The organism is Pseudomonas frederiksbergensis (genome assembly GCF_003732665.1).
GTDB lineage: Bacteria > Pseudomonadota > Gammaproteobacteria > Pseudomonadales > Pseudomonadaceae > Aquipseudomonas > Aquipseudomonas frederiksbergensis_G.
In genome coordinates this window covers 620,803-641,756 of sequence record NZ_MOBP01000006.1, presented here as the reverse complement: position 1 = coordinate 641,756, position 20,954 = coordinate 620,803, and the positions used below count along the sequence as shown (strand labels likewise).

At 59.9% G+C, this 20,954-nt stretch carries 17 protein-coding genes; 10 read left to right on the top strand and 7 right to left on the bottom strand.

The genetic code is table 11. The features are described from left to right. Positions 1–65: 65 nt before the first annotated feature. The gene (gene pcaR / locus BK665_RS13015; protein ID WP_054046895.1) at positions 66–908 is read right to left on the bottom strand and encodes a pca regulon transcriptional regulator PcaR; all 843 of its coding nucleotides are present in this window, start codon (positions 906–908) and stop codon (positions 66–68) included. Positions 909–1,562: 654 nt separating this feature from the next. On the opposite strand from pcaR, the gene BK665_RS13005 reads away from it, so the two are divergent. Beyond that, complete coding sequence (locus BK665_RS13005) at positions 1,563–1,763, top strand: hypothetical protein (RefSeq protein ID WP_007935837.1); 201 nt, start codon at positions 1,563–1,565, stop codon at positions 1,761–1,763. A 376-nt stretch (positions 1,764–2,139) separates the two neighbouring features. Then, on the top strand, positions 2,140–3,615 hold the full coding sequence (locus BK665_RS13000) for an inorganic phosphate transporter (RefSeq protein WP_123406024.1): 1,476 nt from the start codon (positions 2,140–2,142) through the stop codon (positions 3,613–3,615). Between the two features lie 268 nt (positions 3,616–3,883). On the opposite strand, the gene ccoM is transcribed toward BK665_RS13000, so the two are convergent. Further along, positions 3,884–3,997 carry a cytochrome c oxidase subunit CcoM gene (ccoM, locus tag BK665_RS35160; RefSeq protein WP_054046898.1) on the bottom strand — a complete coding sequence of 38 codons (114 nt, stop codon included), beginning with the start codon at positions 3,995–3,997 and terminating at the stop codon, positions 3,884–3,886. 144 nt (positions 3,998–4,141) lie between these two features. Then, positions 4,142–4,303, bottom strand: coding sequence for a hypothetical protein (locus BK665_RS34440; protein WP_008016476.1), 162 nt, complete (start codon positions 4,301–4,303; stop codon positions 4,142–4,144). A gap of 170 nt (positions 4,304–4,473) precedes the next feature. Between BK665_RS34440 and BK665_RS12990 the strand changes: the two genes are divergently transcribed. The 3 genes from BK665_RS12990 to BK665_RS12980 all read left to right on the top strand — a co-directional run bounded on the left by BK665_RS12990 (position 4,474) and on the right by BK665_RS12980 (position 7,091). Next, a complete protein-coding gene (locus BK665_RS12990) occupies positions 4,474–5,346 on the top strand; it encodes a LysR substrate-binding domain-containing protein (protein WP_123406022.1) in 873 nt (290 codons plus the stop codon). Positions 5,347–5,433: 87 nt separating this feature from the next. Then, a complete protein-coding gene (locus BK665_RS12985) occupies positions 5,434–5,904 on the top strand; it encodes a RidA family protein (protein ID WP_123406019.1) in 471 nt (156 codons plus the stop codon). After that, positions 5,901–7,091: an aminotransferase class V-fold PLP-dependent enzyme gene (locus BK665_RS12980; RefSeq protein ID WP_123406017.1), complete on the top strand. Its 1,191-nt coding sequence runs from the start codon at positions 5,901–5,903 to the stop codon at positions 7,089–7,091. The genes BK665_RS12985 and BK665_RS12980 overlap by 4 nt, the downstream gene beginning before the upstream one ends. A 77-nt stretch (positions 7,092–7,168) precedes the next feature. On the opposite strand, the gene BK665_RS12975 is transcribed toward BK665_RS12980, so the two are convergent. After that, entirely contained in the window at positions 7,169–7,510 is a 342-nt protein-coding gene (locus BK665_RS12975) for an aspartate-semialdehyde dehydrogenase (protein WP_123406015.1), read from the bottom strand. A gap of 264 nt (positions 7,511–7,774) precedes the next feature. On the opposite strand from BK665_RS12975, the gene rapA reads away from it, so the two are divergent. Beyond that, positions 7,775–10,621 (top strand): RNA polymerase-associated protein RapA, encoded by a 2,847-nt coding sequence (gene rapA, locus BK665_RS12970; protein WP_123406013.1) that lies wholly within the window; start codon positions 7,775–7,777, stop codon positions 10,619–10,621. Positions 10,622–10,820: 199 nt separating this feature from the next. Here the strand turns inward: rapA and BK665_RS12960 are convergent, their stop codons facing one another. Then, positions 10,821–12,170, bottom strand: a complete 1,350-nt coding sequence (locus BK665_RS12960) for a spinster family MFS transporter (RefSeq protein ID WP_123406009.1) — start codon at positions 12,168–12,170, stop codon at positions 10,821–10,823. Between the two features lie 372 nt (positions 12,171–12,542). On the opposite strand from BK665_RS12960, the gene BK665_RS12955 reads away from it, so the two are divergent. Further along, positions 12,543–12,908 carry a YkgJ family cysteine cluster protein gene (locus BK665_RS12955; RefSeq protein WP_123406007.1) on the top strand — a complete coding sequence of 122 codons (366 nt, stop codon included), beginning with the start codon at positions 12,543–12,545 and terminating at the stop codon, positions 12,906–12,908. Positions 12,909–13,057: 149 nt separating this feature from the next. Beyond that, the gene (locus BK665_RS12950; protein WP_123406005.1) at positions 13,058–15,340 is read left to right on the top strand and encodes a putative bifunctional diguanylate cyclase/phosphodiesterase; all 2,283 of its coding nucleotides are present in this window, start codon (positions 13,058–13,060) and stop codon (positions 15,338–15,340) included. Here the strand turns inward: BK665_RS12950 and BK665_RS12945 are convergent. Next, positions 15,231–16,127 carry an NAD(P)-dependent oxidoreductase gene (locus BK665_RS12945; protein ID WP_123406003.1) on the bottom strand — a complete coding sequence of 299 codons (897 nt, stop codon included), beginning with the start codon at positions 16,125–16,127 and terminating at the stop codon, positions 15,231–15,233. The two genes, BK665_RS12950 and BK665_RS12945, sit on opposite strands and share 110 nt — an antisense overlap. Before the next feature lie 196 nt (positions 16,128–16,323). Here BK665_RS12945 and BK665_RS12940 point away from each other — a divergent pair, with 196 nt between their 5' ends. Further along, positions 16,324–18,519 carry a hypothetical protein gene (locus tag BK665_RS12940; RefSeq protein ID WP_123406000.1) on the top strand — a complete coding sequence of 732 codons (2,196 nt, stop codon included), beginning with the start codon at positions 16,324–16,326 and terminating at the stop codon, positions 18,517–18,519. A gap of 421 nt (positions 18,520–18,940) precedes the next feature. Here the strand turns inward: BK665_RS12940 and BK665_RS12930 are convergent, their stop codons facing one another. Further along, positions 18,941–19,246: a DUF2288 domain-containing protein gene (locus BK665_RS12930; RefSeq protein WP_123405996.1), complete on the bottom strand. Its 306-nt coding sequence runs from the start codon at positions 19,244–19,246 to the stop codon at positions 18,941–18,943. Positions 19,247–19,596: 350 nt separating this feature from the next. Between BK665_RS12930 and BK665_RS12925 the strand changes: the two genes are divergently transcribed. Further along, on the top strand, positions 19,597–20,724 hold the full coding sequence (locus tag BK665_RS12925) for a branched-chain amino acid ABC transporter substrate-binding protein (RefSeq protein ID WP_123405994.1): 1,128 nt from the start codon (positions 19,597–19,599) through the stop codon (positions 20,722–20,724). Positions 20,725–20,954: the final 230 nt, after the last annotated feature.

Here is a 20,954-nt window from a genome sequence, read left to right as displayed (position 1 = left end):
CATTAATGATCCGAGGGAAACAGCGTCAATTCGATAAACGCAACTCTGTGCGTTTATCGAACAGCTTAGGCAAAGAGCTGCGCGCTCAGATCGCGGCTGGCACTCAACAAACCCGGCAAGAACCTTTGCTCCAGCTCGTTGCGGCTGACCCGCCCGGCATGGGTACTGACATTCAGCGCCGCCACCACCTGGCCGGACGCGTCATACACCGGAACCGCAATCGAGCGCAGGCCTTGTTCCAGTTCCTGATCGACGATGCACCAACCTTGCTGACGCACCTCTTGCAGGCATTCGAGCAAGGCCTCGGGGGTGTGCAGGGTGCGGCTGGTCTTGGCTTGAAACTCCGCGTGATCGAGGTATTCGCCCAGGGTCGTGTCGTCCAGGGCCGCGAGCAGAATCCGGCCCATGGACGTGCAATAGGCCGGCAAACGCCCACCGACCGACAAGTCCACGGAAATCAGGCGCTGAGTGGTTGCCGAGCGGGCGATGTACAGAATGTCATCACCTTCCAGGGTCGCCATGTTGCACGCCTCGTGCAGTTGCTCGCTCATGCGGTCCAGATACGGCTGGGCAGAAACCGCCAGCGGCGTCGAAGACACGTAGGCATGGCCCAGGGTCAGGACTTTGGGCAGCAGCGAATAGGTGCGACCGTCCGTGGTGGCGTAGCCGAGTTTGATCAGGGTATGCAGGCAACGTCGCACCGCAGCGCGGGGAATTTCCGTGCGGTGGCTGATCTGGGCGATGGTCAGGTGGCGCTTGCGCTCCTGGAACGCTTGCACCACCGCCAGGCCACGAGCCAGGGACGTCATGAAGTCCGGGTCACCGGTCATGGCCTGGATACGCTTGGCCGGCGAGGCCACGATCGGCGGCGCCACTGAAGCGAAGGAGTTGCGCAGTTGATCGTTCATATCAGGTCCTTTTCCTACACGGATCAATGGCTATTACAAGCGGCTCCCGGTTGATGCACAAGCGGCAGGCAGCAAGATTGGGCGATTATCGAACCGTCGACCGATAATCGCAATCGCCTGCCTGTCGCAGGCGTGCTGTTAAATATTCTTACTCTTGAACCGTTGCAGACTTAAAGGGCTGAAGTAATGAACCGAACTTGCCCGACTTGTTGGCGTCAGAAACAGGTCGCTGAAAAGTCGTACCCTTATTACCGCTAAAAGTTACGAGTAACAAAATCATCACACATCAGGCAGCACTTTTAACTCTCGGGTGATAGTGTTCTTCGAATCGACGGCTATAATGCACCTCAGTGGCCCCCGGTTTCTTACTTGCCGATTACGCCACCCGGAGCGCGATGTCCCATCGCCGCCGCCCGCAGCAAGCGCCTGACGTTCATTTGATATGCACCGCCAACGCGCTGGCTGAAACAGGATACTGAAGCTACGTCAGCTGTATTTATCTGGTGCCGTGGCCGCCTGCAACATGGAACTGTTGATCATTAGGTCGTTAAAAAGCCGATGCCCCTTCAGGTATTGTCCTTTCGACGAACGTGGTCAATTAACTCGATGCAGTGCGATTCACCAGAATTTATCTCAACTCAATCAGGTAGCACTGTGACGAAAGACGAACTGCGCGCGGAACTTGAGCGCCAGGAACAACGTTACAAGGAAGTTTACGGCGGGGAAGTCACCACCTACGCCGCCCAGCCCGAACCGGAACGCAAGCCCTGGCGTAAACGCGCCACCGTTCAGGATCAGGCCTTCACCCAGGAACTGCAGAAGATGGAAAAGGAACTCAAAGCCGAAGAGCCTTGACCGGCCCGGCCTGAACCCTTCAAGGGTCTGCGTCTGCATCCGCTAAAAGCGCGGTGTATCGACCATGCCTTTCGCGCCCGCTACAAGCGGGCAGCGGCCACCTCACCCACCGGATGAGGCAAATGGCGCATGTCCGACCCTCTTCTCAGATATTTCATACAACCTTTTGCGCCCCTCGCGCCTTCGAGCGAAACCCGTGTGGCTGCTAGCTTTTCAAATAAAATCAACGAGTTGCAAAACCCAGTAAAAACCTGGGGCTTAGGGCTTTGCTACAAACTAATTCGTTGAAGAATGTTACCGATGAGCAGCTAGTGCATCGATTTCCAGTCTTTTCTGGCATAATCGCGCCCCCTTACGACCGGGTCAGAAAACCTTCATGATCGATTTATTCAGCGGACTGGATGCTTGGGTGCTTGTGAGCCTCTTGCTCGCCCTGGCCTTTGTCCTCGCCTTCGAGTTCATCAACGGCTTTCATGACACTGCAAACGCGGTGGCCACTGTTATCTACACCAAAGCCATGCCGCCTCACCTGGCGGTGTTCTTTTCCGGTGTGTTCAACTTCCTTGGCGTGCTGCTGGGCGGTGTGGGCGTGGCGTATGCCATCGTCCACTTGCTGCCGGTAGAGCTGCTGATCAATGTGAACACCGGACACGGACTGGCCATGGTGTTCTCGTTGCTCGCCGCCGCCATTACCTGGAACCTGGGCACCTGGTACTTCGGTATCCCCGCCTCCAGCTCCCACACGCTGATCGGTTCGATCCTCGGTGTCGGCCTGGCCAACGCCTTGATCAACGACATTCCGTTGGCCGATGGCGTGAACTGGCAGAAGGCGATCGATATCGGCGCGTCCCTGGTGTTCTCGCCGATGGCAGGCTTTATTGTCGCCGCACTGGTGTTGCTTGGCCTTAAATGGTGGCGCCCGCTGTCGAAGATGCACAAGACGCCGGACCAGCGCCGCAAGCTCGACGACAAGAAGCACCCGCCGTTCTGGAACCGCCTTGTACTGGTGATTTCGGCCATGGCCGTGAGCTTCGTGCACGGTTCCAACGATGGCCAGAAAGGCATCGGCCTGATCATGCTGGTGTTGATCGGTATCGTGCCGGCGCAGTTCGTGCTCGACCTGAGCAGCACCACTTACCAGATCGAACGTACCCGCGATGCGACCTTGCACTTGAGCCAGTTCTACAAGCGCAACGCCGACACCCTGGGTGAGTTCCTGGCCCTGGGCAAAAGCGTGGAAGGCGATCTGCCGGAGAAATTCCGTTGCAACCCGCAACAGACCGAACCGACCATCAGCGCCCTGCTCGATACCCTCAAGGGTGTAGCCGATTACCACTCGCTGACGGCCGAAAGCCGCATCGAAGTGCGTCGCTACCTGCTCTGCCTGGATGACACGGCGAAGAAAGTCAGCAAGTTGCCAACCCTGGCCGCCCGTGAAAAGGCTGACCTGGACAAACTGCGCAAAGACCTGACCACCACCACCGAATACGCGCCGTTCTGGGTGATTCTGGCAGTTGCTCTGGCCCTGGGCCTGGGCACCATGGTCGGCTGGAAACGCGTAGTGCTGACCATCGGCGAGAAGATCGGCAAGCAAGGCATGACCTACGCTCAGGGCATGTCGGCGCAGATCACCACCGCCTGCATGATCGGGCTGGCCAACATCTTCAGCCTGCCGGTGTCCACCACCCACGTCCTGTCCTCGGGCGTGGCCGGCACCATGGTCGCCAACAAAAGCGGCCTGCAAGGTGGCACCGTCAAGACCATCCTGCTGGCCTGGGTCCTGACCCTGCCGGCCACCGTAGGCCTGTCGGCCGGCCTGTTCTGGCTGGCGTCGAAGGCACTGGGTAGCTGATCCGTCGCTGCAACGAAAAAGGCGCGTTCCGTAAGGTTCGCGCCTTTTTCATGCCTCCCACTTTCCCCCAAACACGGCAATTCCCCTGTGGGAGCGGGCTTGCTCGCGAAGGCGGAGTGTCAGGCAACATGGATATCGACTGACACACCGCCTTCGCGAGCAAGCCCGCTCCCACAGGGTTTTGGTGTGCTGTCTTTAAATCGTGGACAAAAAAAAGGGCAACCGAAGTTGCCCAAAATGCCTTGCGTGCTCATTGCTCTGGAAAGACCTACGGTTTGCGCTTATGCGAATCCTTCCAGATGAAATATCCAAACCCTGCAAAAAACAGAACCATGAGGCCGACTGTCAGCACTCCGGCGATCACCACGTTGTCGAAAAACATGACTGGCCTCCTGCACTTGCCCTGTTGCGATGGGGCTAAGTTAACCAATCAGGCAGGAGAGAAAATTGACCGGGATCAATGTCGCCCGAGACTGGGCGTAAAGGAGGGGAAATAACTGACCTGCATCAATCGATGCAGGGGGTATCAACGCTTTTTCGGTTTGTTTTTCGGCTTTTTCTTCGCTTTACCCAACGGCATGGCCTGTTCGAAGGCCTGGCGCACTTCGTTCAGGCGCTTGTCGTTGAGGTCGTGAACCCGCTTGGCGCGTTCGGCATTAAGGTCGATCAGTTTGTCGTCTTGGCTCATGGCGTTCAGTGCATCGCTGGAAAAGGACGTTCAGTCGGGATTGCCGCAATAATGCGGTCTGGCGCCCGCGCTGACCAGCCACCGGCGCAACCAGGCCTTAACAAAATATGTGCTCCAGCGGATTTTCACCGCACAATCGGCGCATCGCGACCACCCCAAAGGACTCCACCGTGGAATTGCATCAGGATCTGCCGCCCTTGATGGCCCTGCGCGCCTTTGAGGCCGTGGCTCGGCATTTGAGTTTTATCAAGGCAGCCGATGAGCTGTCGGTGACCCAAAGTGCGATAAGCCATCAGGTGCAGAAACTTGAGCAGTTCCTCAATCAGCGGCTGTTTATCCGTCGAACTCGGGCCATTGATCTGACCCCCGCAGGCGAAACGTACTACCGCCGAATTCAACCTGCCCTGGAATCCATCGCCTCCGCCACCCGTGAGCTGCGCAGCGATGAGCAACAGGAAACCACCCTGCGCATCGGCCTGCTCGCCTCATTCGCCACGTTATGGCTGGCACCGCGACTGGCCGGTTTCAATGCTCGGCACCCACACATTCATGTGGAACTGCTGCCTTCGGTGCAACTGGCTGACGTCAATGGCGGCGAAGTGGACCTCGCCATCCGTTACGGCAAGGGTGGCTGGCCCAAGGTTGTGGCCCGTCGCTTCATGGGTGAAACCCTCACGCCCGTGTGCAGCCCGGCGTTCAAGGCCCAAGGTGTGGAAAATGGCCCGCTGCTGATGGCCAAGTCCTACCAGCCGTTCGAATGGATCGACTGGAGCACGCACAACGCCGTCGATATCACTCACTATCCCAGCGTCATGCTCCACGATTACAACATCGTGGTCGAAGCCGCCGTGGGAGGCCAGGGCATTGCCATGGGTCGCCAGCACTTGATCGAGCGCCGGCTCAAGGAAGGTGCACTGGTCACCGCCTTCGACACCCCGCCGTTCACCAACGAAATCGGCTATTGGCTGGTCACTCCGAATCGCCCGCCGAGCCACGCCGCCGAATCCTTCGCCCAATGGCTGGAAGAAATCGCCGACGCATGAGTTATTTGAATACATCGGATTAAATCTATCCGTTTGTCGCGCCCACGCCGCGCCAACATGCTGAGCCTTCATTCAGGAGGATTCAACATGACCGACTCTCTCATCCAACGTGTTCAGCAACTGGGACTGGCCCTGCCAACCCCGAGCCAGCCGGCCGCCAACTACGTCAATCATGTGGTCAGCCAGAACCAGTTGTTCATTTCCGGGCAGATCCCGTTGCTCGACGGCAAGCCAGCGTTTATAGGGCGCTTGGGTGAATCGATCAGCGACGAAGAAGGGGCCAGCGCTGCCCAACTTGCCACCCTCGGGCTGTTGTCACAACTCAGCAACGTATTGGGCGACGACCTGAGCAAACTGGTGCGCATCATCCGCCTCGGCGTGTTCATCGCCAGCGCCGGTGATTTCAAGAACCAAAGCGCGGTGGCCAACGGTGCGTCCAACCTGCTGGTCAACGCCCTCGGCGAAAAAGGTAAACACGTCCGCACGGCGGTCGGTGTGTCCAGCCTGCCCGCCGGCGTGGCGGTTGAGGTCGACGCGATCTTCGAGCTAAAACCATGAACCTCGCCGAAGTGGAACGTTTGCGGGGGGCCACCCCGGGTTGCGCCAGCGTGATTCACTTCAACCACGCAGGTGCCTCGTTGCCCAGTCAGGCGACCCTCGACGCCATCCTTGGTCAACTGCAACGCGAAGCCCTCGGCGGTCCGATGGAGGCCGCCGATCAAAACATCCAGGCCCGCGCCCGGGCAGCGGCGGCCGCCCTGCTCAACACCGTGCCCGAGGCCATGGCCTTCGCCAGCAGTGGCTCGGCGGCCTGGGGCATGGCGTTCAATGCGCTGGGACCGTGGCAAAGCGGTGACCGGATTCTGATCGGCCGCCACGAATGGGGCGGCAATCTGGCCTGCATCGCCCGGGCCGTCGGCGCCGGGGCGCAACTGGAGGTGATTCCTTGCGACAAGTCAGGCGCGGTATCTGTGACGGCACTTGAGCAAATGATCGATCCTAGGGTGAAACTGATCGCGCTGACCTGGCTGCCCGCCAACAGTGGCCTGATCAACCCCGCCGAGGCCATTGGCGCGGTGGCGCGACAGCATGGCATTCCCTATTTCATCGACGCCGGCCAGGCCCTGGGGCAATTGCCCTGTGATGTGGAGGCACTGAACTGCGACGTGCTCAAGGGCGCCGGGCGCAAATTCCTGCGCGGGCCGCGTGGGACCGCGCTGCTTTATATACGGCCGGCATTTATGCAGCGGCTTGAGCCTACACAACTGGATGTGCTGTCGGCACCGTGGGACGGCGAAGGTTTTGCACTGCGCAACGATGCCCGGCGTTTTGAAACCAGCGAAGTGTCCGTGGCGTTGCTGGCCGGATTGGCGAATGCACTTGAGGAATGCAATGGGTTGGGCCTGTCAGTCATTCGTAAACGGATCGACTCGCTGAGCCGGTATGTGCGCGAACGGCTCAAAACGATTCCCGGCCTGACACTGCACACCCTCGGCCCGGCAGACCATCAATCCGGGTTGATCGCGTTCACGCTCAGGGGCTGGGGCAGTGTCGAGTTGAAGCTGAGGCTGGCACAAAGCGGCATTAATATCGGCGCCAATGGCGTGGCGTATACGCCGCTGGATATGCAGGCCAGAGGGCTGGAGAGCATTGCGCGGATTGCCGTGAGTTATTTGAATACCGAAGAAGAGATTGAGGTGCTGCTCGGAAGCTTGCGGGAGTTGGCCGGGGACGGCGGCGTCTGAAAAAGATCGCAGCCTTCGGCAGCTCCTACGGTGGATTGCGAGGAATTCAAGACCCGCAGCAGGTGCAAAGCGCCAAGCTAGATCTGGATATCGACCCAAAGTCCCTGGCGCGGCTCGTCTTCAATGAGCGGCGCGACCGGTACGGTGTTGTCGGCATTGAGTTCGTCACCGGGAATCGCCAGGTGTGCCTCCGGATCCTGATCGGCTTCATGGCGGCGGCGATCCTGTTCCTGGCGACGGCGTTGTTCCTCGCGCAGTTGCAGGGCGGCCTCTTCCGGGTCGCGTTTTTGCAGGTCGATCGTGCTTTCACTGGAGCTTTCCTGCACCGGCACGACCGGTGGAATGTCCGGGCGCTGACGGATCGGGTCCTGCTGTGAGGTGATCGGCACGGCACTCAAGGGCAGCATCGGTTGCAGCATAATTTTTGGTCTCCTGTCATCAGGCTGTCGGCTGCTGCTGCGGCGACTTGAGCCATCGGTCGCAAACTTGTGAACCGGTTGGCACTGTAGGAGCTGCCGAAGGCTGCGATCTTTTAATCGGACACCGTAGATCTCAGGTGTTCCCGAAGATCAAAAGATCGCAGGCTTCGCCAGCTCCTACGTGTGTCTACGCGCGTTATTCTTTGGCCTCAGGGTCTCATTCCGTTAAGATAGCCCGCTTTTTCAAGGTGGGAGTCAGGCAGCATGGCGCAGCAGTATCAACCGGGGCAACGCTGGATTAGTGACAGCGAAGCCGAGCTGGGTTTGGGCACCGTTCTGGCACAGGACGGCCGCTTGTTGACCGTGCTCTATCCGGCCACTGGCGACACTCGTCAGTACGCGCTACGGAATGCGCCCCTCACACGTGTCCGGTTCTCGCCGGGCGACTCGATCACCCACTTCGAAGGCTGGAAACTGACCGTACAGGAAGTCGACGATGTCGATGGCCTGCTGGTCTACCACGGCCTCAACGCGCAGAACGAAGTGGTGACCCTGCCGGAAACCCAACTGTCGAACTTCATTCAGTTCCGTCTGGCCAGCGACCGTTTGTTCGCCGGGCAGATCGACCCGCTGGCCTGGTTCTCCCTGCGCTACCACACCCTGGAACACACCAGCCGCCAGTTGCAGTCGTCCCTTTGGGGCCTGGGCGGCGTGCGTGCACAGCCGATCGCGCACCAATTGCACATCGCCCGTGAAGTCGCTGACCGTATCGCGCCGCGGGTATTGCTGGCGGACGAAGTAGGCCTGGGTAAAACCATCGAAGCGGGCCTGGTGATCCATCGTCAACTGCTCTCGGGCCGCGCCAATCGCGTGCTGATCCTGGTGCCAGAGAACCTGCAACACCAGTGGCTGGTAGAGATGCGCCGCCGCTTCAACCTGCAAGTCGCGCTGTTCGACGAAGAACGCTTTATCGAAAGCGATGCCGCCAACCCGTTCGAAGACACCCAACTCGCGCTCGTGGCGCTGGAGTGGCTGGTGGACGACGAGAAGGCCCAGGACGCGCTGTTCGCCGCCGGTTGGGACTTGATGGTGGTCGACGAAGCTCACCACCTGGTCTGGCACGAAGAGAAGGCCAGCGCGGAATATTCGCTGGTCGAGCAACTGGCCGAAGTCATTCCCGGCGTGCTGCTGCTCACCGCCACCCCGGAACAACTGGGCCAGGACAGCCACTTCGCGCGTCTGCGTTTGCTTGACCCGAACCGTTTCCATGACCTGCACGCCTTCCGCGCCGAGAGCGAAAACTATCGCCCGGTGGCCGAAGCCGTTCAGGAGTTGCTGGACAAAGGGCGCCTGTCGCCTGAAGCGCACAAGACCATCCACGGTTTCCTCGGTAACGAAGGCGAAGCCCTGCTCACCGCCGTCAACGATGGCGACGTCGAAGCCAGCGCCCGTCTGGTGCGCGAACTGCTCGACCGCCACGGCACTGGCCGCGTGCTGTTCCGCAACACCCGCGCCGCCGTGCAGGGTTTCCCGGAGCGCAAACTGCACCCGTACCCGCTGCCGTGCCCCGACGAATACCTCGAACTGCCCCTGGGCGATCACGCCGAGCTGTACCCGGAAGTCAGCTTCCAGGCTCAGCCGGACGCCAACGAAGAAGAACGCTGGTGGAAATTCGACCCGCGTGTCGAGTGGCTGATCGACACCCTGAAGATGCTCAAGCGCACCAAAGTGCTGGTGATCTGCGCCCACGCCGAAACCGCCATGGACCTGGAAGACGCCCTGCGCGTGCGTTCCGGCATTCCGGCCACGGTGTTCCACGAGGGCATGAACATCCTCGAACGTGACCGCGCAGCCGCTTACTTCGCCGACGAGGAATTTGGCGCGCAAGTGCTGATCTGCTCGGAAATCGGCAGTGAAGGTCGCAACTTCCAGTTCTCGCACCACCTGGTGCTGTTCGATCTGCCGTCGCACCCGGACCTGCTGGAGCAGCGGATCGGGCGTCTGGACCGGATCGGCCAGAAGCACATCATCGAATTGCACGTGCCGTACCTGGAAACCAGCCCGCAAGAGCGGCTGTTCCAGTGGTATCACGAAGCGCTGAACGCCTTCCTCAACACCTGCCCGACCGGCAACGCCTTGCAGCATCAGTTCGGCTCGCGCCTGCTGCCGCTGCTGGAAAACGCCGATGATGGCGAGTGGCAAGCGCTGATCGACGAGGCCCGCGCCGAGCGTGAGCGTCTGGAAGCCGAGCTGCACACCGGTCGCGACCGTTTGCTGGAACTCAACTCCGGCGGTGCTGGCGAAGGCGATCAATTGGTCGAGGACATCCTTGAGCAAGACGATCAGTTCGCCCTGCCGATCTACATGGAAACCCTGTTCGACGCCTTCGGCATCGACAGCGAAGACCATTCGGAAAACGCGCTGATCCTCAAGCCGAGCGAAAAAATGCTCGACGCCAGCTTCCCCCTGGGCGACGACGAAGGCGTGACCATCACCTACGACCGCAACCAGGCGCTGTCTCGCGAAGACATGCAGTTCATCACCTGGGAGCACCCGATGGTGCAGGGCGGCATGGACCTGGTGTTGTCCGGTTCGATGGGCAACACCGCCGTGGCGCTGATCAAGAACAAGGCTTTGAAGCCTGGCACCGTGTTGCTGGAACTGCTCTACGTCAGCGAAGTGGTTGCCCCGCGCTCGCTGCAACTGGGCCGTTACCTGCCGCCGGCCGCCCTGCGCTGCCTGCTGGATGCCAATGGCAATGACCTGTCGGGCCGGGTGTCGTTCGAAACCCTGAACGATCAACTGGAAAGCGTGCCCCGCGCCAGCGCCAACAAATTTATCCAGGCCCAGCGCGATCAGCTGACGCCACGGATCAACGCCGGCGAAGAGAAAATCGCCCCGCGTCACGCCGAGCGCGTGGCTGAGGCGCAACGTCGCCTGGCGGCTGACACCGACGAAGAACTGGCGCGCCTGACCGCGTTGCAAGCGGTCAACCCAACCGTGCGCGACAGCGAACTGGTGGCCCTGCGCAATCAACGCGAGCAAGGTTTGGCCATGCTCGACAAGGCTGCGCTGCGACTGGAAGCGATTCGGGTGTTGGTGGCGGGTTAAGCCCCCTGCTCCACCGCTGAAACAAAAAAGGCCCGCAGCGATGCGGGCCTTTTTTTATCTGCCGATCGTTCCCACGCTCCGCGTGGGAATGCTTCCCCGGACGCTCTGCGTCCGCTCTTGGGACGCGGAGCGTCCCTGGCTGCATTCCCACGCAGAGCGTGGGAACGATCAGTGGGAGCGGGCTTGCTCGCGAAGGCGGTTATGCAGTCGCCACTGCTCCCTCAGGTTCACTCACCGCCACCAACCCATCCTTCATCCGCTTGGCATCGCGCACAAAACACCGCGATGCCATGAACAGAAACACCATGGTGAAAAATAGCGCCACCGGGATCAGGTACATCGCGTCATGCAGGCCCACAGCCTTGAACGCTTCGGTCATCTGTTCGGCGCCCGCCGCCAGCATCGCCGTGTTGGCGAAGTGATCGGACAAGCCACCCACAACCACCGGCCCCAAGCCACCGCCCAGCAAATACAACCCGGCAAAAAACAGCGCCATCGCCGTGGCCCGCAGGCGCGGTTCGACCACGTCCTGGATCGCCGTATAAACGCAGGTGTAGAAGTTATAGGCAAACAGCCATCCCAGGCTGAACACCGCGACAAACATGCCGATCTCGATGCGCCCGGCGTGCAGCGCCCACGCCGTGCACACCGTCGAGATGATCAAACTGAACGCAGCAAACAACAGTCGCCCATTGGCCACCCGCTGGTGAATTTTGTCGGCGACCCAGCCGCCCAATGTCAGGCCGAATAGCCCGGTCACGCCGACGATCACTCCCGTGGCCACCGCCGCTTCATGCAACGGCATCAGGAAGTAGCGCTGCAACATTGGCACCAGGAACGAGTTGCAGGCATAGGTCGCGAAGTTGAAGCACAGCCCTGCCAGCACCAGCCACAGGAACGTCGGCACCGCGAGCACCCGGCGGATCGGCCGGTCCACGCGCTCTTGGGAAACCTGTACGGTTTCCGCCGCGCCGCGTTTCGGTTCCTTGATGAAGAACATGAAGATCGCCAGGACCAGCCCCGGCACCGCCGCGATAAAGAACGGTGCGCGCCAACTGTCGAAGGTCTTGACCATCCAACCGATGGTGAAGAACGCCAGCAGCAGGCCCAGCGGCAGCCCGAGCATGAAAATCCCCATGGCCCGGGCGCGACGGTGCGCCGGGAACAGGTCGCCGATCAGCGAGTTGGCGGCCGGTGCGTAACTGGCTTCGCCGATGCCGATGCCCATGCGCACCAGCAGGAAACTCCAGAAACTGCCCACCAGCCCATTGACGGCGGTCAGCCCGCTCCACACCGCCAGGCCCCAACCCATCAGTTTGGCCCGGGAACCGGTATCGGCCATGCGCCCCAGTGGCAGGCCGGCAATCGCATAAACGATGGTGAACGCCGTGCCGATGATCCCCAGTTGAAAGTCGCTGAGGTGCCATTCCATGCGAATGGGCTCGATGATGATGGCGGGGATGGTGCGGTCGAAGAAGTTGAACAGGTTGGCCAGGAACAGCAGGAACAGAATGCGCCAGGCATTCGCCGCTTGGGTCGAGTTCTGCATGGGGTCCGTCTCTTTTATTGTTATGAAGGCGTCGCTGCCCCCGGAAACTGCAATCTAGTCAGGCGCGCGCGGTGTGTCTGTCATCATTCGCCAGCCTGATATCAAGCCATGCCAACCGCAATTTCCCATACACCGCATGCCCACTGTGGGAGCGGGCTTGCTCGCGAAGGCGTCGTGTCAGCGACATCATCATTGACTGACCCGCCGCTTTCGCGAGCAAGCCCGCTCCCACAGGGGAATGGTGGTGTTTGGGAAGGCTCGACCAGGCATTGAAAAATACCTGTGCGCCCCCCTTCCCAAGTCCAGGCCGAAGCCTAGAATAGCGACCTGATCCGCCCCACCGTTGCCCCCATCCCTCTTTGACTATCGCCCATGTCCGAAGCCAGTCCGTGTCTGAATTGCGGTGCCTGCTGTTCTCATTTTCGCGTGTCTTTTTTCTGGGGTGAATGCACCTCGGCGGGGGGGACGGTGCCAGACGATCTGGTCGCGCCGATCAGTCCCAGCCGGGTCGCCATGCTCGGCACCGACTGCAAGCCGACCCGTTGCACCGCCCTGGTCGGGGAAGTGGGCAGCACCGTGCAGTGCTCGATTTACGAGCAGCGCTCCAGCACCTGCCGGGAGTTCGATGCCTCGTGGGCCAACGGCGAGGCGAACGTAGATTGCGATGCCGCGCGGGCGGCATTCGGGCTGCCAGCCCTGCAACCGGAGTTTGAAATACCCTATGAACAGAGCGCCTGACGCTTAGCGCCAATCGCTATCAACCTCATACCGAAATCATTGGCGTCACCGTGCCATCACGGCTTGCGCTCTGTACATGACCTCTATACTCCAAAGCATTCGCCGGCGCCCATGGCGCCGACCAGGATGACTCAGAGACGGGGCATGCAATGGAGTGGCTTGGTTTGCAGTTCCTTACCGAGCTGCCAGAAGGCGGGCAAGTCGTACTCAACTGCACCCACAACCCCTTTCTGGTGCTGCTGGCCTATGTGGTCGCGTGTGCGGCGGGCTTCGCCACGCTGGACATGACCGAACGGGTCGGCCATGTGGAAAAGCCAGGCTCCCAGCGGCTCTGGCGCTGGGTCGGTGCCGGCTGTCTGGCGGGCGGTATCTGGGCCATGCATTTCATCAGCATGCTGGCGTTCCAGGCACCGGTGGAAATTCACTACCAACTGCCCGTCACCCTGCTTTCGCTGATATTCGCCCTGACCGCTTCGTGGCTGGCGATGCACACGCTCAGCCATCCTGACCTCGGTTTCTGGCAATACCTGCGCGCCGCGGTGTGGATCGGCCTGGGCATCGCGACCATGCACTACGTGGGCATGACCGCCATGCGTTCGGTGGCGACGGCCTACTACAACCCGCTCCTGTTCGGCCTCTCCATCGTCATTGCCATCGGCGCCAGTCTCGCCGCCCTGTTGATTTCCAGCAGACTGCGCGATGGCACCGGTTTGTATCATCAATTGCTCAAATTCACCGCCAGCCTGGTGCTCGGTGCCGGCATTGTCAGCATGCATTTCACCGGCATGGCAGCACTGACCCTGGTGCTGCCCGCTGGCAGCCTGCCGGCGCTGCCCGGGGACAATAACCATATGCAACTGGGCCTGACGGTGGCGATCATGACCCTGTTGATCATCGGCAGTTGCATCAGCGCGGCCCTGGCCGACAAAAAACTGCAAAACAAGGAACACGACCTGCGCCGGGTCAACACCCTGCTCAGTCAACTGGACCAGGCGCGCATGTCCCTGCAACAGGTGGCGCACTACGACGCCCTGACCAACCTGATCAACCGCCGTGGCTTCAATCAGATCTTTGCCGAAAAACTGATCGAGAAAACCAGTGAAGGCGGCATGTTGGCGGTGATGTTCCTCGACATCGACCATTTCAAACGCATCAACGACAGCCTGGGCCATGACGCCGGCGATGAATTGCTCAAGGTCCTGGCCAGCCACATCAAAGGCTCGGTACGCAGCCATGACGATGTGGTGGCGCGCTTCGGCGGCGACGAGTTCTGCATCCTTATCGGCCTGCACGACCGTGAAGAAGCCCGGCAGATGGCCCAGCGCATCATGCTGAAAATGAAGGAGCCCATCGAGCTGTCCGGCCGGCGCATGGTCATGACCACCAGCATCGGTATCAGCGTGTTTCCCGAAGACGGCAAGACCTGTGAAGAACTGCTGAAAAACGCTGACCTGGCGCTGTACCAGTCCAAGGGCAGCGGGCGCAACAGCCTGCATTTTTTCAGCCCCAACCTGCGCACCCGGGCCACCCTGGAGCTGCAACTGGAAGAAGAACTGCGCCATGCCCTGCGCGAAGACACCGGGCTGAAGCTGTATTACCAGCCTATCTATGAGCTCAAAAGCGGCCAGGTCACCAAGCTTGAAGCGCTGATTCGCTGGCAACATCCGATCCATGGTTTGCTCGCCCCGGACCGTTTCATCGCCATCGCCGAGGCCAACGGGTTGATCGCCGAACTGGACAACTGGGTGCTGCGCAAGGCCTGCGAAGACTTGGGCGAGTTATCCCGCAGTGGCTGCGAAGCCCTGAAAATCGCGGTGAACTGCTCGCCGCTGAACCTGGCGCGGGAAGACCTGGCCGACGAAATCGAAGAAGTCCTGCGCATCACCGGTGTCGCGCCCGAACGCCTGGAACTGGAAGTCACGGAAAACGCGCTGATGGGCAACATCGCCAATACCCTGGTGCTGCTGCGGCAGATTCGCGCCCTCGGGGTGTCGCTGTCGATCGACGACTTCGGCACCGGTTATTCATCCCTGGCCTACCTCAAGCGCCTGCCGCTCAATACGCTGAAGATCGATCGCTCGTTTATCCAGGACATCCCCAAGGCCACCCCGGACATGGAGATCGTCCAGGCGATCATCGTCATGGCCCACACCCTGCATTTGCAGGTGGTGACCGAGGGCGTCGAGACTCAAGAGCAATACGAATTTCTTGAACGCCATGGCTGCGATTTCGTCCAGGGTTACCTGCTCAGCCGCCCGGTGCCGCTGGAAGAACTGCGCCCGGTGCTGAACGAAATCAACCAGCGCAAGCAATCCCACGTACTCAGTCCGTTGACCCTGGCTCGCGGTATAACTGCACTAACGTTGACGGATCCTTTTCCAAAAAGCCCTGGCCCCCATGCAGGCGCATCAATTGTGCGGCCAATCCGCTGATTGGCGTGGCCGAGCCCTGTTCCCGGGAAAACTTCACTGCCGTGTCCAGGTCCTTGAGCAGCGTGCGCACGTGCCATTTCACCGGTTCGAAACGGCTTTCGGCCATTTGCGGGGCGAGGATCTGCAAGGGTTTTGAGTCGGCGAAACCGCCGGCCAACGCTTGGGCGATCAGGCTGGCATCGACCCCGGAACGTTCCGCCAGAGCCACCACTTCGGCAATCACCAGGGCATTGCAGGCGACGATCATCTGATTACAAGCCTTGGTCACCTGACCGGCACCGACGGCGCCCATGTGCGTCACGCGTTGGCCCAGGCTTAGCAAAACCGGCCGCACGCGTTCGAGATCCGTCGCATCGCCGCCGACCATGATCGCCAGGCTCCCCGCCTCCGCGCCGACCACCCCGCCCGACACGGGCGCATCCAGCCAAGCCATGCCGGATTGACTGGCCAGCGCCGTCGCCATTTCCCGGGTGGCGGTGGGTTCCAGGCTGGAAAAATCCACCAGCAACTGTCCACTTTTCCCACCGGCGGCAACGCCATTGGGGCCAAACACCACTTCGCGCACCACCGCTGTGTCAGCCAGGCACAGCATCACCACATCTGCCTGTGCGCACAGCTCAGCAGGCGTCGCCACCTGCCGCGCCCCCGCTTCCACCAGTGGCGCGCACTTGTCGGGATTGCGATTCCACACCGTCAGCGGATAGCCCGCGGCCAGCAAGCGCCGGCACATCGGCAAGCCCATCAGGCCAATCCCGGCGAATCCCAGTGAAGGTAGAGCGGCCATCATTTTGCCTCCTTTTGATTAAAGATCGCCGAATACTGGCCGATCCATCATAAATCAGGAAAGGACTCCCCCGAGCGGCGCACCAGCCAACGCCCTGTCGCTTGGGCAAAATACGCGCGCAAAAAGACGCGAGATCCCATTCCGTGAAGTTCGATGACGCCTTGTCGTCGAGCCAACCAGTCCAGGTACATGGCGCACAATGACCTCTAAAAACAATCCGGCCACTGCGGTATCCGATCTGACCTTGAGCCCGGCGGCCAACAGCCCGTCATCGTCGAAGCCATTAATCCAATCGCGTCCGCTGGCAACCCAGCAGTACCTGTACTTCACCGAAACCAACACCGACCGCATCCTCGATAACCTCGATGGCCTGCGCGACATGGTGTTCCCGCGTCCACCGCACCTGGAAGGCGACAGCGAACAGCACAGCGAACAGGAATTCCCGTCGGTGTGCCTGATCGGCCTCGGCCGCTGCGGTTCGAACATCGCGCTGGACGTCGCCGAACTGGTGTACAACGCGCGCAAGTTCTACCTCAACGAATTCAACAACGAAGATCGCCTGTCGCCGGACAAACGCTACGCCGAAAAAGGCTACAGCCCGGCGCAGTGGATTCGTAACAACCTGCGCCTGGGGCCGAACAAGGCCACCAAACCGGTGTTCCTGGTCGAACCGCTGGTGATGCTCGGCGACCTGGACAAAGACATCGCCGGGCGCATCCGTTTCTCGCGCAAGGGCGAAAAAAGCGGCTTCCTGCGCGACTACAGCAAAATGAAAATCATGGACTTGTCGGAAGTCCACGCCGGTGGCGCCGGTAACGCGCCGATCCTCGGCCAGTACCTGGCCAAGATCATCCTGAACAAGGACACCCAGCGTTTTTCCAGCCCGGACTGGAAGATGATCCACTCGTACCTGATCGACAGCTGCGGGATCAAGGCCAACCAGTCGCGCCTGTATTTCTCGATCTTCAGCGCCGGCGGCGGTACGGGTTCGGGCATGGCCTCGGAATTCGGCTTGGCCCAGCAACACTCCTACATGAACAAGACGTTCGACACCAAGCCGATGGACGAGCACGACAGCAAAAGCGGCCACGCCTTTGTCTTCGAGCCGATCTTCACCAGCGGCATCTGCGTGCTGCCGAACATTTCCGACCACCGCAGCGAAATGTCCGAGGCGCTGCACATCAACGCCGGGCGCCTGCTGTGCAAATACCTGTCGGAGGAATGGGACTTTTCGTACAACTTCGACAATGAAGACAGCAGCGAAGCCAGCGTCATGGGGCGGATCCGCCCCTGGAACGCGATGATGCTGATCTCCAACGACATCATGCGTTACGCCGAAGAAAGCGATGACGGCAACATCCAGAACATTGATGTCAATGCGATGGAAAAGCACGCCAACCAATACATCTCGCAGCAGATCTTCAACATTCTGACGGCGCAAGCGGTCACGACTGACTACGACCAGAACTATTTCCGACGCGCCGGCATCGACATCGGCGAAACCATTCGCCTGGATGCCAACGACCTGTTCATGAGCCTGGCCGGCCCGGTGGCGATTGCCTACGCCGAGTCCGTGGTGCCGGAAACTCCGGCGCCGAGCAGCGACAAGTTCAAGGTGTTCGATAAAGAGCCGCAGCGCCTGAACATCGACGACCTGTTCTTCCGCTCCATCGACCTGCCGCACTTCAACAAGGTCACCCAGGCCATCGAAGGCATCAGCCTGCTGCCGATCGAATCCAAGCGCTATCGCGCCTCGCTGGAGCAGTACAAGAATTCCGGTTATGACGCGGCCGCGTTGCACGACCTGCACTTCTTCAAGAACTGCTCGTCGGTGGTGTCGATCGTGTCGCTGCCCAAGGACTACAAGCTGTCCTACATGGACCTCAACCGCTTGAAGACCCACCTCAACAGTTTGTTCCCGAACACCACGCTCAAGCGTTATGCACTGGTGATCGGCGCCTCGGCCAACCTGTCCCTGACCACGCTGATCGCCAAGAGCCCGTGCCTGTCGGACGACTTCCTGACCCTGATCGTGGCCTTCATCAAGCGCTGCTTCGCGAAGAACCCGTACCGCTTCGACGAAACCCTGGACAACTCGATCCTCGACTTCATCATCCATGAAGACTTCAACGAAGACTTGATTGACGAGTTGCTTAACGAATTCGAAAACCCGGCGAAGATCCTCGATACCAACTGGTACGCGATCAAGCCGATGTACGAGAAGAAGTACCGCGAGCTGATCAGCGACAAGGACAAGTTTGTGTCGATCAACGACATTCGCCTGTCACGGGATTGCGTGAAGAAAGCGATCAAGTACCTGCGTGAGATCTACCGGCACCGGATTGGCAAGACCAAGGTTATTTCCCTCAATAACCACACTGGTAAAACCTTCTAAACCAAGCGCAAGACCGAGTCGCCCCAATCGCGAGCAAGCTCGCTCCCACAAGGAGCGCATTCCTCCAGACGGAACGCGGTCCCTGTGGGAGCGAGCTTGCTCGCGATGGCGGCCTCAACTTCACCGCTAATTTGATCGTTCCCACGCTCTGCGTGGGAATGCATCAATGGACGCTCCGCGTCCGCTTTTGGGACGCGGAGCGTCCCGGGCTGCATTACCACGCGGAGCGTGGGAACGATCACAACGATCACATCCAGAAACAATTAAGCAGCCCTCAGGCTGCTCTCAAAACTGTTCCCGTTACGCTTACGTCACCCTCTTCAAGACCCTTCTGTGGCCTTTCTCTACGGCAACATGCCATCACGCTACTCGCCTACACACTTTTAACCGGCAGAGCAGCGCACTTGTTTGGTGCGCGATGTCAGCTCGTCGCCCTTTCCTGGATCAGAATCCACGGCGAAACCACCACCGCCCACAGCTCGGGATCGCGTTCGAAAAGATCCAGCGCCCGCGTTTCAGAGAGCTTGGCGAGGCTGTCGGCGGCCAGCCAGGCAGCGACTTTCTCGCCTTCATCCGTGGCCACGGCCTCGGCGGCGGCGATCAAATCCAGGCTTGGGTCGACCCACAATAGGGCACCCTTGGCGAAGAACGGTTCCAGTTCCTTCCATGTAATAGATGCGGTCTCACCAAGCAGCTTGGCATAGAGGGTGCTAGGTTCTTGAGTCATGGGTCCTGTCCGGAAAAGAAATCGACGCGAATGATAACGTCGGTGGTCCGGCAGAAAAACCCGGATGCAATTGAGTCACCGAACGAAAAGCGCAGGAAAGCCAAGGAATGCTGATGAATCAAGCGATTAGCCAGCTAACAACCCGCCGCATTTCTGTATATTTCTTTCAAAAAAGCGACACCCTCAGGTTTTGCCCCCCGGCGCTGCCTTCCCAGGCTGACAATCGGCGCTCTACACTGTACCGGTACAGTTGCCGGGGGCATTTTCCGGAGGATATCCAAGATATCTGACCCGGTTCTGCTGCTACGGCGCCAGGACTATAAAAACTACAACAGTAAGAGTGGAGCACTATGACTAAGGCTACTAAGCAGATTTCCAAACTGTTTGCCGCTATGGTTCTGGCCGGGGTTGCCAGCCATTCGTTCGCAGCTGACACCATCAAGATCGGTATCGCCGGCCCTAAAACCGGCCCGGTAGCCCAATACGGCGACATGCAGTTCAGTGGCGCCAAAATGGCCATCGAACAAATCAACGCCAAGGGCGGCGTCGACGGCAAGAAGCTCGAAGCTGTTGAATACGATGATGCCTGCGATCCGAAACAAGCCGTGGCTGTAGCGAACAAAGTCGTCAACGACGGCGTCAAGTTCGTGGTCGGTCACCTGTGCTCCAGCTCCACCCAACCCGCTTCGGACATCTACGAAGACGAAGGCGTGATCATGATCACCCCGGCTGCCACCAGCCCGGACATCACCGCCCGTGGTTACAAAATGATCTTCCGTACTATCGGTCTGGACAGCGCCCAGGGCCCTGCCGCCGGTAACTACATCGCCGATCACGTCAAACCGAAAATCGTTGCCGTGCTGCACGACAAACAGCAATACGGTGAAGGCATCGCCACCGCCGTGAAGAAAACCCTCGAAAGCAAAAACGTAAAAGTTGCCGTATTCGAAGGTATCAACGCTGGCGACAAAGACTTCTCTTCCATCATCTCCAAGCTCAAGCAAGCCAACGTCGACTTCGTCTACTACGGCGGCTACCACCCGGAGCTGGGTCTGATCCTGCGTCAATCCCAGGAAAAAGGCCTGAAAGCCAAGTTCATGGGTCCGGAAGGCGTGGGTAACGACTCCATTTCGCAGATCGCCAAGGACGCTTCCGAAGGCCTGCTGGTGACCCTGCCGAAATCCTTCGACCAGGATCCGGCCAACGTCGCCCTGGCTGACGCGTTCAAAGCCAAGAAAGAAGATCCGAGCGGTCCGTTCGTGTTCCCGGCCTACTCGGCTGTTGAAGTCATCGCCGGTGGTATCACTGCTGCCAAGAGCGAAGACCCTGCCAAAGTGGCTGCTGCCATCCACGCAGGTTCGTTCAAAACCCCGACTGGCGACCTGAGCTTCGACGCCAAGGGCGACCTGAAAGACTTCAAATTCGTGGTTTACGAGTGGCACTTCGGCAAACCTAAAACTGAAGTTTCGCCTCAGTAAGGCGTTGCCTGACTGACTGCCAATAAAGCCCACGGCGTGCCGTGGGCTTTGTTTTACGAACGTATTGGGCCGCGCTGGCGTGATCCGCCAGTCTCCCCACCTGAAAATCTCAAAACCGTCATCAGCGGTTCGCTGGCAAACCTCGAATTCGAAGTGGATGCAGATCCACGGGGCTCGAGCGGGAAAATGACTCCACCAGTGAAATGCGTATCAGGTTTTTAGGAGCGCTG

Coding starts and splice junctions, on each gene's coding strand:
- BK665_RS12955 (WP_123406007.1), top strand. CDS start 12,543: ATGTCCGAAGCCAGTCCGTGTCTGAATTGCGGTGCCTGCTGTTCTCAT.
- BK665_RS12975 (WP_123406015.1), bottom strand. CDS start 7,510: ATGCTGCAACCGATGCTGCCCTTGAGTGCCGTGCCGATCACCTCACAG.
- BK665_RS12960 (WP_123406009.1), bottom strand. CDS start 12,170: ATGCAGAACTCGACCCAAGCGGCGAATGCCTGGCGCATTCTGTTCCTG.
- BK665_RS12950 (WP_123406005.1), top strand. CDS start 13,058: ATGGAGTGGCTTGGTTTGCAGTTCCTTACCGAGCTGCCAGAAGGCGGG.
- BK665_RS12940 (WP_123406000.1), top strand. CDS start 16,324: ATGACCTCTAAAAACAATCCGGCCACTGCGGTATCCGATCTGACCTTG.
- BK665_RS12925 (WP_123405994.1), top strand. CDS start 19,597: ATGACTAAGGCTACTAAGCAGATTTCCAAACTGTTTGCCGCTATGGTT.
- BK665_RS12985 (WP_123406019.1), top strand. CDS start 5,434: ATGACCGACTCTCTCATCCAACGTGTTCAGCAACTGGGACTGGCCCTG.
- rapA (WP_123406013.1), top strand. CDS start 7,775: ATGGCGCAGCAGTATCAACCGGGGCAACGCTGGATTAGTGACAGCGAA.
- ccoM (WP_054046898.1), bottom strand. CDS start 3,997: ATGTTTTTCGACAACGTGGTGATCGCCGGAGTGCTGACAGTCGGCCTC.
- BK665_RS12980 (WP_123406017.1), top strand. CDS start 5,901: ATGAACCTCGCCGAAGTGGAACGTTTGCGGGGGGCCACCCCGGGTTGC.
- BK665_RS13000 (WP_123406024.1), top strand. CDS start 2,140: ATGATCGATTTATTCAGCGGACTGGATGCTTGGGTGCTTGTGAGCCTC.
- pcaR (WP_054046895.1), bottom strand. CDS start 908: ATGAACGATCAACTGCGCAACTCCTTCGCTTCAGTGGCGCCGCCGATC.
- BK665_RS34440 (WP_008016476.1), bottom strand. CDS start 4,303: ATGAGCCAAGACGACAAACTGATCGACCTTAATGCCGAACGCGCCAAG.
- BK665_RS12930 (WP_123405996.1), bottom strand. CDS start 19,246: ATGACTCAAGAACCTAGCACCCTCTATGCCAAGCTGCTTGGTGAGACC.
- BK665_RS12945 (WP_123406003.1), bottom strand. CDS start 16,127: ATGATGGCCGCTCTACCTTCACTGGGATTCGCCGGGATTGGCCTGATG.